This window comes from Actinomadura geliboluensis (assembly GCF_043197915.1).
GTDB classification, from domain to species: domain Bacteria; phylum Actinomycetota; class Actinomycetes; order Streptosporangiales; family Streptosporangiaceae; genus Spirillospora; species Spirillospora geliboluensis.
Genome location: NZ_JBICUA010000019.1, coordinates 69,352 through 81,939, shown reverse-complemented (window position 1 = coordinate 81,939; position 12,588 = coordinate 69,352). Strand labels below are relative to the sequence as shown.

The window sequence follows — 12,588 nt, the reverse complement described above, 5'->3', positions numbered from 1 at the left end:
GGAGCCGCTTCCATGACCGCGAGCCCGCCTCCTGTCCTGGTCGGCCGGGAACGCGAGTGCGCGGCGCTCGACGAGCTGCTCGCGGGCCTGCGCGAAGGCGCGGCCCGGGTCTGGGTGGTCCGCGGCGAGGCGGGCATCGGGAAGTCGGTCCTGCTGGAGTACGCGGACGCCCAGGCGTCCGGGGTCACGGTGACCCGGTCGCGGGGCATCGAGGCCGACATGGAGCTGCCCTACGCGAGCCTCCACCAGCTGTGCGCGCCGTTCCTGGCGGAGATCGAGGAACTGCCGGAGCCGCAGCGCGACGCCCTGCACGTGGCGTTCGGCATGGCCGCCGGAGATCCGCCCGACCGCTTCCTGGTCGGCCTCGCCGTCCTGTCGCTGCTCACCCGCGCGTCCGAGACCCGGCCGGTGCTGGTCGTGGTCGACGACGCCCAGTGGCTGGACCAGGTGTCCCTGCAGACGCTGGAGTTCGTGGCCCGGCGGCTGCTCGCCGAGGCGGTCGCGATGGTGTTCGCCGTGCGCGACCCCGAGGGGCAGGCCGCACTCGCCGGGCTGCCCGCGATGGGGATCACCGGCCTCGACGCCGCCGCGGCCGGGGAGCTCCTCGAGAACGCCGTCGGCGGACGGCTGGAGAAGCGCGTCCGGGAGCGGTTCGTCGCCGAGACGCACGGCAACCCGCTCGCCCTCCTGGAGTTCTCCCGCGGCCGCAGCGCCGCCGAGCTGGCCTACGGCCTCGACGCGAACCGGCCGCGCGTCCAGGGGCCGGTGTCGAGCCAGGTCGAACACGACTTCGCGCGCCGGCTCGCCGGGCTGCCGGCGCCGACCCGGACGCTGCTGCTGATCGCCGCCGCCGAACCGGTCGGCGACGCGCGCGTGCTGGCCCGCGCGGCCGCCGCCCTGGAGATCACGCCGGACGCCGCGCCCGCCAAGGCGGCCGGGCTGATCGAGTTCGGCGAGTCCGTCCGGTTCCGGCACCCGCTGGTCCGCTCCGCCGTCTACGACCAGGCCGACCCCGGCGAGCGCCGGGCGGTGCACCGGGCACTGGCGGCGGCCACCGACCCCGTCCTCGACCCCGACCGGCGCGCCTGGCATGCCGCGCAGGCCGCCGAGGAGCCGGACGAGGAGGTCGCCGCCGAGCTGGAGCGGGCCGCCGGCCGGGCGCGGCAGCGCGGCGGCATGGCAGCCGAGGCCGTGCTGCTGGAACGCGCCGCCGAGGTGACGCCGGACCGCTGGGCGCGGGGCCGCCGCGCCCTCGCCGCCGCCGAGGCGCACTTCTCCGCCGCCTCGCCCGACCGCGCCACGGAGCTGGCGACGCTGGCCGAGCTGTGCCCCCTCAGCCCCCTGGACCGCGCCCGCCTCGCACGGCTGCGCGCCACGATCCTGTTCGCCCGCGACCGCACCGACGAGGCGGCGCCGCTGCTCCTCGACGCCGCCGCGCGGTTCGCCGCCGCCGAGTCGCCGCTGGCGCGCGAGACCTACCTGGAGGCGATCAGCGCCACCATCTTCGCGGGCCGGGTGCACGGCCCGACGGGCGCCCGCGCCGCCGCGACCGCGGCCCGCGAGTCCGGCGCGCCCCCGTCCGGCTCCAGGGCCGCCGACCTCCTCCTGGACGGGGTCGCCGCGCTCCTCGCCGACGGCCCCGAGACCAGCGGGCCGGTGCTGCGCCGCGCGCTGGAGCCGCTCGTCCACGAGGAGCTCCCCACCCGGGAGGCGACGATGCGGTGGCTGCTGCTGGCCCCGGTCGCGCTGGAGTCGTTCATCCACTACGCCTGGGACCTGCCCGCCTGGGACCTGCTGGCGACCCGCGCGGTGCGCCTGGCCCGCGACATCGGCGCGCTCGGCGTGCTGCCGCCGGCGCTGATCTACGCCGGCGGGGTGCACATCCACTACGGCGACTTCGCCGAGGCGGCCCGGATGATCGACGAGGCCGACGCGATCGCCGCCGCGACCGGCCACGCCCCGCACCAGTACGCGGCGCTCGTCCTCGCCGCGTGGCGCGGCGACGAGGACAGCGCGATCGGCTACATCGAGGACGCCAGGGCCAGCGCCGCGCGCGGCGAGGTGTCCCTCCTCGGCGTCAGCGGCTACGTCCAGGGCGTGCTGTTCAACGGCCTCGCGCGCTACGACGAGGCGCTGGCCGCCGCCCGCTCGGGCATCGACCACGACGGGTTCAACTTCACCGGCCTGTCCCTGGTCGAGCACGTCGAGGCCGCGACACGGTGCGGCGAGCTGGACCAGGCCCGCGCGTCCCTCGACCGGCTCGTCGAACTCACCGGCGCCGCCGACTCCGGCTGGGCCCGCGGCGTCAGCGCCCGCAGCCGGGCCCTGCTCACCGACGGCGACGAGGCCGACCGCCTGTACCGGACCGCGATCGAGGAGCTCGCCCGCGACCGTGTCGCGGTGGAGGTGGCGCGCACCCACCTCCTCTACGGCGAGTGGCTGCGCCGCAGCCGCCGCCGCTCGCAGGCCCGCGAGCACCTCCGCACGGCCTACGACATGTTCGACGGGATGCGGGCGCACGCGTTCGCCGAGCGGGCCCGCCGCGAGCTGCTCGTCAGCGGCGAGCACGTCCGGGTGCGGGAGGCCGACCCGGCGAGCGCCCTGACCCCGCAGGAGTCGCAGATCGCGACCCTCGCCGCCGGCGGCATGACCAACCCCAAGATCGGCGCGGAGCTGTTCATCAGCCCGCACACCGTGGAGTGGCACCTGCGGAAGGTGTTCTCCAAGCTCGGCATCAGCTCCCGCCGCGAGCTGCCGAACGTGCTCGGGATCACCCCGGCCACGGACACGGGGGGCACGGCCGCACCCGCCTGATGCAGCCTGCGTAGGCCCCGGGGCGGCACCCGGGGGGGCGCCCCCGGGGTGCCCCACGGACTCGACCACGGACTTCGAGGGCGCGGTGAAGGGCACCGCGGAACCAGAGTGGAGCCATCGTTCAGATGCCCACGAAGAGGAGCCCCCGATGTCCGTGCTCAGCCTGGAGACGACGCCGGCCGAACCCTCGGCCGCCCCGCCGGCCGAGGACGATCTGGACGTCGCCCTCGACACCTTCATGGCCCACCGGACCCGCCTGTTCCGCATCGCCTACCGGGTCCTCGGCGACGTCCCGGGCGCGGAGGACGTGCTCCAGGAGCTGTGGCTGCGCTGGCAGTCCACCCCCCGCACGAGGATCGAGAACCCGGCCGCGTTCCTGACCACGGCGGTGAACCGGCTGGCGATCAACGTCGTCCAGTCCGCGCGCCACCGCCACGAGACCCCCACGGAGTTCCAACTGGTCAACCTCGCCGACCGCGCCCAGGACCCGGTCCAGCGCGTCGAGCAGACCATGGCCATCGGGGAGGCGCTGGCGCTGCTCATGGCGAGGCTGACCCCGGACGAGCTGGCCGCCTACGTCCTGCGGAAGGGCTTCGACTACGCCTACGCCGACCTGGCGGAACTGCTGCGCACGAGCGTCTCGAACGCGCGCCAGCTCGTCCGCCGCGGCCAGGCGCGCCTCGAAGGCGACCGCGAGCGCCCCGTCCCCGCGGAATCGCACCGCCGCCTCGTCGCCGCCTTCCAGGCCGCGGTGGCCACCGGCGACCTGGAAGCCCTGGCCCGGTTGCTCGCGCCCGAAGGCCACGTCCACCGCCGCCTGTCAGCGACCCCCCGCTCCGCCCGCCCAGCCCAAACCGCCGCCTGACTCCAGGCGAACCATTCGGGGGAAAAGCAAAGGGCATTCGCGACGACTACGCGAATGCCCTGAGAGGTTACGGGTGCGCCGTCAGGGACTTGAACCCCGAACCCGCGGATTAAGAGTCCGCTGCTCTGCCAATTGAGCTAACGGCGCCCGTCGTGTGGGGCCTTGGCCGTGGCCGGGGCCCTTGCGACAGGAAGAACAGTACCAGGGGCTGCGGAGCAGTGCGAATCGGTTAGTCCTGGGCGGGCAGGACGCTGACCATGCCCCGCCAGAGGGCGATGGCGGTGGCGCGGGAGCTCACGCCGAGCTTGGCGTAGATGCGGTTGACGTGGTTCTTCACCGTCTTCTCGCTGAGGAAGAGCTGGCGGGCGATCTCCCCGTTGGAGCGGCCGGTGGCGATGAGGTCCATGACCTCGGACTCGCGCGCGGACAGGCCCAGGGTGGTGCGGGAGGCGTCGCGGACGCCGCGGATCAGGTCGTGGACGGTGAAGGAGCCGGGCGCGAGGTGGCCGCAGGCGCCGGCGCGGAGGGCGGCCTCGATGGCGGCCGGGTCGTCGGAGAGCAGGAACACGCGGGACGCGCCGCTGAGGGGGTGCGCGTGGGCGGCGGAGGCCGCGTCCAGGAGGACGATGTCCGGGCGCAGGCGCCGCGCCAGGGTGAGGGCGGTCTGGGGATCGGGGGCGTCGGCCACGACCTGGAGTTCGTCGCTGGCGTCCAGAAGGGAGATCACGTCCGTGCGGGCCCGCGGGTCGGCGTCCACCACGAGGACGCGCAAGGGGGCCGTCTCATCGACACTCATCCGTTGCCCTTGGCGTGTCGTTGACATGTATAGGGACGGAGCATAACGGGACGTTCTACAAGAGTCGATGGACCGCGGCCTGCTGTAACTCCCTTCTAATACTTCGGCAGGTGATATATCGTCCACCGTATGGTCAAGCGAACCAAGGTGATGAGCGAGCCCGCGTACTTCGTGCTGGCCGCGCTGCTGGACGGGCCGCTGCACGGCTACGGGATCATCAAGAAGGCCCAGGAGCAGTCGGACGGGCGGGTCCGGCTGGCCGTCGGCACCCTCTACGGCGCACTGGACCGGCTGGCCGGCGACGGGCTGATCGCCGTGGACCGCGAGGAGACCGTCCAGGGCCGTCCGCGCCGCTACTACCGGCTGACCGAGGACGGGAGCCAGGCCGTCACCAGGGAGGCGCTGCGCTTGGAGCAGGCCGCGCGGGTGGTCACGGGCCGCACGACCCTGGCGACAGGGGAGGCCGGCGCGTGAGCGGCAGGTTCGCGGAGCACTGGTACCGGCTGTTCCTGCGGGCGTTCCCGCGCGCACACCGAACCCAGTACGGCGACGAGATCGTCGGCACGCTGCTGACCGGCACCGTGCGCGGGGTCCCCTCGCCCCGGGAGACGGCCGGGCTCCTCATGGCGGGCTTCGCCGCCCGGGTCCGCGCGGCCACCACCGTCCCGTGGTGGGCGGACGGCCTCCAACTCGGGCTGCTGGCGCTGGCGCTGGCGAATCTGGCGAACGGCATCGCCGACCACGCGTCCCCGTGGTGGTTGGCCGCCTCGGCGGTGCTGGTCGGCGCGCTGCTGCGCGGCCGGGCGCTGGTCGCCTTGCCGTTCGCACTGGCGGTGGCACTCTCGACCGGCCGGGCGATGCTTCTGGGCGCCGAGTCGACCGGGGCCTTTCTCGGTCCGGCGTACCACAACTGGGTCTCGCTGGCACCGTACGGCGTGCTCGCGATCGGGGCCGTGGTCCTCGCGGCCGGGCGGTCGGGCAGGCGGGGCGAGCTGCGTGCGCGGCCGGTGTGGTGGCTCCTGGTGCCCGCGGCCGCGGTGGCGCTCACCTACCTGCCCGGGACCTGGGAGTACGGCGAGACCTGGCAACTGGTCAGGGCGGGGACAGAGGGCGTCCTCCTGCTGGCCGGGGTGCTGGCCACCGCGATCGCGCGCAGCCCGCGCTGGGCGCTGGCGGCGGCGGTCTACGTCCTGCCCGCCGTGGTCTCCCCGTTGGCCAACCCGCCGTCGAACCTGCAGGACGTCGGCTACTGGGCGACCGTCACCGGCCTGGCGCTGGCCATGGCCGCGACGGTCTGGCGCCCTGAGCCCCTCCGTGTCCGGCACGGCCGCCGCTGATCCCGGGGGCCGGACGCGGAGAAGCCCTGGTCATCTTCTCGATGACCAGGGCTTCTCTCTTGCCTGGGGTGAGTGAGGGGACTTGAACCCCCGACATCTTGGACCACAACCAAGTGCTCTGCCAGCTGAGCTACACCCACCATGGCCGGAATCGCTCCCGGCTCCAAGTAGTGTAGCGGCTCCGGGAGGGTGGGTCAGCCGGAGGACACCATGCCGGCGATGCGGCGGGCGGTGTCGGAGTCGGGGCCGGGCTGCGCGACGAAGACGGCGGCGCGGTAGTAGCGCAGCTCCTGGATGCTCTCCGTGATGTCGGCGAGCGCCCGGTGGCCGCCCTTCTTCTCCGGGCTGGCGAAGTACACGCGCGGGTACCAGCGGCGCGCCAGCTCTTTGATGGACGAGACGTCCACCATGCGGTAGTGGAGGTGGCCGTCCAGGGCGGGCATGTCGCGGGCCAGGAAGGACCGGTCGGTGGCGATGGAGTTGCCGCACAGGGGCGCCTTGTTGGCGTCCTTCACGTGGCCGCGGATGTAGTTGAGGACGGTGTCCTCGGCCTCGGCGAGGGTGACGCCCGAGGGGAGGGCCTCCAGCAGGCCGGACGTGGTGTGCATGTCCCGGACGACCTTGGTCATCTTGGTCACCGTCTCGGGGGGCGGTTTGATGACGACGTCGACGCCCTCGTCCAGGATGTTGAGCTCGCTGTCGGTGACCAGTGCGGCTATCTCGATGAGCGCGTCGTTGCGCAGGTCGAGTCCTGTCATCTCGCAGTCGATCCAGACCAGCCGCTCGTTCATGGATTCACCCTACGGCCATGGACGACTGCGCGGGGCATCGAGCCCGATCGAGTTAGCGCGTCACGCGTTGGGCGATATGTCCGGGAATGGGGATGCCGGGGCGCAGCAGCGGGTCGGGGGACGGGGTCCCGAACGTCTGCCGGACGGGAAGGACGCCGGCCCACAGGTCGAGCGCGTAGTCGGGCTCGTCGTCGCCGGGCGGGCCCTGCCTGACCTTGACCGAAGCCTCCGAAAGGGAAATCGCCAGGACGGAAGTGGCGGCGAGTTCCTTTCGGGTGGGTTGGCGGATTAGATCCCACTGGCCGGGGGCGAGTTGTTCAGTGACGGCCTGGAGCGCAGCGAGCTTGGCGTCGGTGTCGGTCACCGCTTGCGGTGTGCCGTAGATGACCGCGCTCCGGTAGTTGATGGAGTGGTGGAACGCCGACCGGGCCAGGACGATGCCGTCCACGTGGGTCACGGTGACGCACACCTCTTGGGACGGGCCCGCCATGAGGCTGCTCGCTCCAGTGGAGCCGTGGATGTAGAGGGTGTCGTCAATGCGGCCGTATCCGGTGGGAAGGACGCGCGGGGTGCCGTCCACGACGATGCCCAGGTGGCAGACCAGACCGGCGTCAAGGATGTCGTAGAGGGCGGAGCGGTCGGTCCTGGAGCGTTCGGGAAGCCTGCCCACGCGCGTGCGGGCGGTTGAGGAGAGTGGATCCATGGCCGTTTACGCTAGAAGAAAAGTGGCCTGGTCGGTATGGCCACTTGATGCGTATAGCCGGAGACCACTTTGTCGATCGATCTGCCCCTCGTCGTTGACCGGGACGCCAAGGAGCCGATGAGCGCACAGCTCGTCGGCCAGTTGCGGGAGGCGATGGCGGAGGGGCGGCTCGCCGCGGGGGAGCGGCTTCCGTCCAGCAGAGCGCTGGGAAGCCTGTTGGGCGTCAGCCGGACGGTCGTCACCGAGGCGTATGAGCAGTTGTATGCGGAGGGGTGGCTTGAAGGGCGGCACGGGTCCGGGACGTATGTGACCGAGGGCGTCGCCGCCGAACCTGTGCCGAAGCAGGAGAAGCCGGTGACGAGCCAGGTGCGGAGGTCGGCGGCCTCGCACGAGATCGACCTGCGGCCGGGCACCGCGTGGATCGGGGCGCTGGACACACCCGCATGGCGCCGCGCATGGCGGCTGGCTGCGGGGATGCCGCCGCAGCAGCGCCAGGACTCGTACGGCCTGCCGGGACTGCGAGAGGCACTCGCCGGCTACATCAGGCGCAGTCGCGGCGTAGCGTGCCCCCTGGACGGGCTCCTGGTGACGCGTGGAGCGACGAACGGGCTCGATCTGCTTGCCGCGACCGTGCTTCGTCCAGGCGACCGCGTAGGGGTGGAGGAGCCCGGCTACAAGAAGGCGCGCGTCGTCCTGGAGGGGCGTGGCGCGGAACTGGTGCCGTGCCCGGTCGACGAGCACGGCCTCATCGTCGAGGGCCTGCCGGACGACCTCCGCATCGTCTACACGACGCCGTCGCACCAGTACCCGATGGGCGGCGTCCTGCCCATCCCGCGCAGGCAGGGCCTGCTGGCGTGGGCGCGGCGCAACGGGACGCTCATCGCCGAGGACGACTACGACGGCGAGTTCCGGTTCGACGTCGCGCCGCTGCCCGCCCTGTACGGCCTCGACCCGGACGTGGTGGTCTACCTCGGCACCACGGCGAAGATCCTCACGACGGACATGGGCGTCGGCTGGCTGGCGGGGCGCCCGGACCTGGTGGCGGAGATCGCGCTGCGCCGGGAGCGGCTGAACGACCGCACGGCCGTCGTCCCGCAGGACGCGCTGCGCATCCTGCTGGAACGCGGCGATCTGGACCGGTACGTCCGGCGGATGCGCGCCGAGTACGCGCGGCGCCGGGAGGTGGTGGTGCGGGCGCTGGACGGCCTCCCGCTGCGCGGCGACACCGCCGGACTGCACCTGGTGGTGGACGTCCCGGAGCCCGAGGCGCGGCGCATCTCGGCGGCGGCCGACGAGCGGGGCGTCCTGGTGGAGACTCTGGAGCGCCACCACATGGGTCCGAGCCGCGCGTCCGGCCTGGTGATCGGGTACGGCTCGGCCGCCACCACGACCGAACTGCGCAAGGGCTGCGAGATCGTCCGCGCCCTCGCCGGGTAGAGGGCGCGGCCGGGGTCAGTTGGACATGGCGGTCTGCCCGACCGGGACCGGTTCCGAGGCGGGACGCAGCGGCGAGTCGTTCTGCGGGGCGGCCGTGCGGACGGGGTCGGGCGTGCGCGGGCGCGGCGGCAGCAGCCGGGTCCCGGCGGGCGCGCTCGGGGCGCGGGGCTTCGGGATGGGCGCGACGGGCGTGTCCGGCCCGGTGATGCGCCGGATGTCGATGCCGCCGGGGTCGGGCCGGTCGAGCGTCGGCACCTGGGACGCCCCGTAGTGCCCGCCGCGCGCCCAGTCCTTGCGGGCGCGCAGCGAGTGGTAGGACTGCGGGGACGGCAGCGGCGGGCCGGCGGGCCAGCGGCGCGCGACGCCCCACGCGTCCAGCCACTGGACGATCGCGTCGAGCCCGGTCAGCAGCGAGCCGGTGAACGGCGTGCGGGCCTGGCCGACCACCATGATCTGCGCGCAGACGCGGCCCTCGCGGCCGACGCCGCCGCCGAGCAGCCGGGCCGCCCGGGTGATCGGGAGGAGCTGGACGATCTCGCCGGTGCCGGGGTGCCACACCAGGTGCGGGGGCCGGTCCTCCTTGACGAGGTCGGCGGCCACCGAGCGCGCCGAGACGCTGCGCGGATCGTGCTCTCCGGCGCACCATACGACCCGGGGAGCACCCCCTCGCAACGCTCCGCCGTCGTGTCGTGCCGGCATGCGGCCGGCTCCTGGCAGCCATGCGTCTGCCACGGTGCGTCCCCCCCAATCGGGCGGTCTAGTCCCGAATGGTCTAGTCCTCTTCTCTTTAGCCCAAGCGAGACTCATAAGTCCAGCCTGCCGTCTCATGGGCCGGTGTGACGGCTGTCGACCTCCGTGCCGGGTGGCGACCCAGCGTGCTCGGGTGTCGTCGCTGAGGAGTACCCCAGGTGTCCAAAGATTCCACCTTGAGGCTGGTTTTTCTCCTGGGAGTTTCGGGGAAGCGGACGCCCGTGCCCGAAGCGCTCATCGTTCGCGCAGGTCAGCACCAATGCTGAAGGTCAGGTGAAGCCTCCCTGCAAGTCGGCCGGAAGTGGCCGACAACTTACGGCGCGTATAGGCGTCCTCGGTGCCGGGTACGGGGGTGGGGTTCCCAGTCCGGACCGAGCCGCGTTCTAATAGGGCGTCATGACCGTTGACGCAGAACTGCCGGCCGGGGTCCCCGGCATCGACGTCCCCCGCCTCGCGGCCTGGCTGGCGCGCGCGCTGCCCGGCTCGGGGCGGATCACCGCGATCGACCTGATCGCGGGCGGGCGTTCGAACCTCACCTACGGGATCACCCTGGACGGCGGCCGCCGCGTCGTGCTGCGCAGGCCGCCGCTCGGCCACGTCCTCCCGACGGCCCACGACATGGGCCGCGAGTACCGGGTGCTGTCCGCGCTCAGCAGCGGGACGGCCGTGCCGGTGCCGAAGACCCTGGCGTTCTGCGACGACGAGGACGTCATCGGCGCGCGCTTCTACCTGATGGACTTCGTCGACGGCCGCGTCCTGCGCACCCGCGAGGACGCCGCCGGGATCACTCCCGAGCAGGCGCGCGGCCTCTCCGAGGCGCTCGCCGAGGCCCTCGCGGCGATCCACACCGTCGACGTCGAGAAGGTCGGGCTGGGCGACTTCGGGCGCCCGAACGGCTACATGGAGCGCCAGCTCAAGCGCTGGGGCAAGCAGTGGGACAGCTCGCAGGAGGCGATCCGGGCCACCGGCACCGTCCGCGACCTGCCCGAGTACGACCGGCTCGTCGCGCGGCTCGCCGAGCGGCTGCCGGCGGACGCCCCCGCCCGGCTCGTGCACGGCGACTTCCGGCTCGACAACGCGCTCGCCCGGTTGGAGCCGCGCCCCGAGATCGCGGCCGTCGTCGACTGGGAGATGTCGACGCTCGGCGACCCGCTGTCCGACCTCGGCCTGACGCTCGTCTACTGGGCCGAGGCCGCCGACGCCCAGGAACTGCCCGTCGGCGCGACGATCACCTCCGCGCCGGGCTTCTTCACCCGCCGCGAGTTCACCGACCGGTACGCCGCGCTGACCGGCTTCGACCTCGCCGACCTCGACTTCTACGTCGCGTTCGCCTGCTTCAAGCTCGCGGTCATCCTGGAGGGGATCCACGCCCGCTTCCTGCAGAACGCGACGGTCGGCGAGGGATTCGACCAGATCGGCGGCGGCGTCCCCATCCTGCTGGAGCGCGCCCACCGCACCCTGGACACCGGCTCCATCTCCTCCTAGACGGCCCCCCTACCGGCGGTCTCCCCCCCGCGCGCACTGTCGTGGAGGGAGACCGCCGGTAGGGCGGTCGCAGAAGGCTCAGCAGTACTGGACGGACGCCGACACGCCACCGGGCGAGAACGACACCGACCCGGTCTTGCGGCCCCAGCAGATGACGGCCGTCCGCTGCACGGTCACGCTCGCGGACTCGCCCGCCGACAGGTGCCCGCCGCCGCCCGCGCTGAGGTCGCCGGACGTCCCCGTCACGCTCCAGTTCACGGCCCCGCCGACGGCGGTGACCCGCACCGTGCAGGTCTCGGCGCCGGAGCGGATCCTGCATCCCTCCACCGACAGGCTGCCCGGCTTGGGCGGCTTCGGCGCCAGCGTCGTCGGCGGCGCCGGGGGCTTCGTCGACGTCGTCTCCGACGGGGACTTCGACGGCGACGGGGACTTCGACGGCGACTTGGACTCGCTCGGGGACGGCGAGGCGGACGTCGGCGACGGCTCGGTCGGCGTCGGCTCCGGCACCTGGGAGTCCCCCGGCGAGGAGCTGTCGCCGGGCACCGCCGGACCGTTCGCGGACGCGTTCGACGAGCCCTCCCCGTCGTGCAGCCACGACCAGGCGCCGACGCACATCACCACCAGCCCGACGCTGACCGCGACGGCGGCGAGCGCCGGACCGCGCCGCCGCGGCGACCGGTCGCGGGCGCGCGGCGGCGCCGGCTGGTAGGGGAGCGGCCAGCCGTACTCGTCGAACGGCTCGGTCCAGGCGGCGATGGCGCGGCGGTTGTCGGCGCGGTCCGCGGCGGTCGCGGCGGTCAGCACGTCCAGCCGCAGGTCCGCGGGGATCGCCGCGATCGGCAGCACGGACAGCAGCCGGTCCGGCGGCAGCGGCGGCGTCTCCTGGTCCCCGCACACCGGGCAGCTCCCGACATGCCGGACGAGCGACCCGGCCGTCTGCGGCGTCAGCGGCCACGACTCGGTCAGCGCCGCGAGGCTGGGGCAGCTCTTCCAGTGGTTCTGCGCGACGAGGGCCGCGTGCAGCGCCGCGGCGAGGTCCTCGCGGGCCTTCTCGACCAGTGCGAGCGTCTCCTCCAGCGGGATGCCGAAGACGCCGCACAGGTCGACCTCGTCCAGCTCGTGCCGGACCGACAGGTCGATCGCCTCGCGCTGCCGCCCGTTGAGCGCGGCGAGCGCGCTGTGCGCGAGCAGCCGCCGCTCCTCGCGGCGGGCGAGCTGCTCGGGGGTCAGCTCGTCCTCGGCCTCCGGCGCCTCCTGCCCGATGTGCCGGTTCGGGCTGTCGCGGCGCCGCATGCACTCCTTGCGGGCGATCGCGTACAGCCAGCCGCGCAGCCGGTCCGGCTCGGTGAGCCGTCCCACGTGCTCGCGGGCCGCGATGACGACGTTGCGGAGCGCACCGGCAGCCTCGACCCGGTCGCGCAGCAGACCGTGGCAGTAGTCGAAGAGGAACGGTGCATAGGTGTCGTAAACCTCGGTCAGGGCGATGACGTCCCCGGCTCGCAGCGAGTCCGCCAGCCTGGATTCGTCGCTTCGCCCGGGCCCTGGCTCACCGGCCACGGGAACCCTCCCAGCGAATTCGATGGTGTTGTAGAACGTGCCCCCGGCGAGCC

At 73.4% G+C, this 12,588-nt stretch carries 11 protein-coding genes and 2 tRNA genes; 6 read left to right on the top strand and 7 right to left on the bottom strand.

The genetic code is table 11. The annotated features are described in order from the left end of the window. Nucleotides 1-12 precede the first annotated feature (12 nt). Together ACGFI1_RS41410 and ACGFI1_RS41405 are read left to right on the top strand one after the other, a co-directional pair. Complete coding sequence (locus ACGFI1_RS41410; RefSeq protein ID WP_392793128.1) at nt 13-2,814, top strand: helix-turn-helix transcriptional regulator; 2,802 nt, start codon at nt 13-15, stop codon at nt 2,812-2,814. Between the two features lie 148 nt (nt 2,815-2,962). Further along, a complete protein-coding gene (locus ACGFI1_RS41405; protein ID WP_392793127.1) occupies nt 2,963-3,679 on the top strand; it encodes a sigma-70 family RNA polymerase sigma factor in 717 nt (238 codons plus the stop codon). A 74-nt stretch (nt 3,680-3,753) separates the two neighbouring features. Here the strand turns inward: ACGFI1_RS41405 and ACGFI1_RS41400 are convergent. Both ACGFI1_RS41400 and ACGFI1_RS41395 read right to left on the bottom strand, forming a co-directional pair. Next, nucleotides 3,754-3,826, bottom strand: a tRNA-Lys gene (locus tag ACGFI1_RS41400). A gap of 82 nt (nt 3,827-3,908) precedes the next feature. Then, nucleotides 3,909-4,475 carry a response regulator transcription factor gene (locus ACGFI1_RS41395; protein WP_138637878.1) on the bottom strand — a complete coding sequence of 189 codons (567 nt, stop codon included), beginning with the start codon at nt 4,473-4,475 and terminating at the stop codon, nt 3,909-3,911. Between the two features lie 129 nt (nt 4,476-4,604). On the opposite strand from ACGFI1_RS41395, the gene ACGFI1_RS41390 reads away from it, so the two are divergent. Together ACGFI1_RS41390 and ACGFI1_RS41385 are read left to right on the top strand one after the other, a co-directional pair. Continuing rightward, nucleotides 4,605-4,949 (top strand): PadR family transcriptional regulator, encoded by a 345-nt coding sequence (locus ACGFI1_RS41390; RefSeq protein ID WP_392793126.1) that lies wholly within the window; start codon nt 4,605-4,607, stop codon nt 4,947-4,949. Continuing rightward, entirely contained in the window at nt 4,946-5,812 is an 867-nt protein-coding gene (locus ACGFI1_RS41385) for a hypothetical protein (protein ID WP_392793124.1), read from the top strand. Before ACGFI1_RS41390 ends, ACGFI1_RS41385 begins: the two co-directional genes overlap by 4 nt. Before the next feature lie 64 nt (nt 5,813-5,876). On the opposite strand, the gene ACGFI1_RS41380 is transcribed toward ACGFI1_RS41385, so the two are convergent. From ACGFI1_RS41380 to ACGFI1_RS41370, 3 genes are all read right to left on the bottom strand, one after another. Then, a tRNA-His gene (locus ACGFI1_RS41380) sits at nt 5,877-5,952 on the bottom strand. A 54-nt stretch (nt 5,953-6,006) separates the two neighbouring features. Further along, nucleotides 6,007-6,603: an oligoribonuclease gene (gene orn / locus ACGFI1_RS41375; RefSeq protein ID WP_392793123.1), complete on the bottom strand. Its 597-nt coding sequence runs from the start codon at nt 6,601-6,603 to the stop codon at nt 6,007-6,009. A gap of 52 nt (nt 6,604-6,655) precedes the next feature. Further along, a complete protein-coding gene (locus ACGFI1_RS41370; RefSeq protein WP_392733268.1) occupies nt 6,656-7,306 on the bottom strand; it encodes a pyridoxamine 5'-phosphate oxidase family protein in 651 nt (216 codons plus the stop codon). 117 nt (nt 7,307-7,423) lie between these two features. Here ACGFI1_RS41370 and pdxR point away from each other — a divergent pair, with 117 nt between their 5' ends. Further along, nucleotides 7,424-8,743 carry a MocR-like pyridoxine biosynthesis transcription factor PdxR gene (gene pdxR, locus ACGFI1_RS41365; protein ID WP_392793121.1) on the top strand — a complete coding sequence of 440 codons (1,320 nt, stop codon included), beginning with the start codon at nt 7,424-7,426 and terminating at the stop codon, nt 8,741-8,743. A gap of 15 nt (nt 8,744-8,758) precedes the next feature. Here pdxR and ACGFI1_RS41360 read toward each other — a convergent pair whose 3' ends face one another. Further along, nucleotides 8,759-9,442: a hypothetical protein gene (locus ACGFI1_RS41360; protein WP_364544991.1), complete on the bottom strand. Its 684-nt coding sequence runs from the start codon at nt 9,440-9,442 to the stop codon at nt 8,759-8,761. A 447-nt stretch (nt 9,443-9,889) separates the two neighbouring features. Here ACGFI1_RS41360 and ACGFI1_RS41355 point away from each other — a divergent pair, with 447 nt between their 5' ends. After that, nucleotides 9,890-10,978, top strand: a complete 1,089-nt coding sequence (locus ACGFI1_RS41355; protein WP_392793120.1) for a phosphotransferase family protein — start codon at nt 9,890-9,892, stop codon at nt 10,976-10,978. A gap of 78 nt (nt 10,979-11,056) precedes the next feature. Here the strand turns inward: ACGFI1_RS41355 and ACGFI1_RS41350 are convergent, their stop codons facing one another. Beyond that, nucleotides 11,057-12,535, bottom strand: a complete 1,479-nt coding sequence (locus ACGFI1_RS41350; RefSeq protein ID WP_138637886.1) for an RNA polymerase sigma factor — start codon at nt 12,533-12,535, stop codon at nt 11,057-11,059. Nucleotides 12,536-12,588: the final 53 nt, after the last annotated feature.

Bases quoted from the DNA above. Each gene is read 5' to 3' on its own strand.
- ACGFI1_RS41390 (WP_392793126.1), top strand. From the start codon at position 4,605: ATGGTCAAGCGAACCAAGGTGATGAGCGAGCCCGCGTACTTCGTGCTG.
- ACGFI1_RS41405 (WP_392793127.1), top strand. From the start codon at position 2,963: ATGTCCGTGCTCAGCCTGGAGACGACGCCGGCCGAACCCTCGGCCGCC.
- ACGFI1_RS41395 (WP_138637878.1), bottom strand. From the start codon at position 4,475: ATGAGTGTCGATGAGACGGCCCCCTTGCGCGTCCTCGTGGTGGACGCC.
- ACGFI1_RS41355 (WP_392793120.1), top strand. From the start codon at position 9,890: ATGACCGTTGACGCAGAACTGCCGGCCGGGGTCCCCGGCATCGACGTC.
- orn (WP_392793123.1), bottom strand. From the start codon at position 6,603: ATGAACGAGCGGCTGGTCTGGATCGACTGCGAGATGACAGGACTCGAC.
- ACGFI1_RS41360 (WP_364544991.1), bottom strand. From the start codon at position 9,442: ATGCCGGCACGACACGACGGCGGAGCGTTGCGAGGGGGTGCTCCCCGG.
- ACGFI1_RS41370 (WP_392733268.1), bottom strand. From the start codon at position 7,306: ATGGATCCACTCTCCTCAACCGCCCGCACGCGCGTGGGCAGGCTTCCC.
- pdxR (WP_392793121.1), top strand. From the start codon at position 7,424: ATGAGCGCACAGCTCGTCGGCCAGTTGCGGGAGGCGATGGCGGAGGGG.
- ACGFI1_RS41410 (WP_392793128.1), top strand. From the start codon at position 13: ATGACCGCGAGCCCGCCTCCTGTCCTGGTCGGCCGGGAACGCGAGTGC.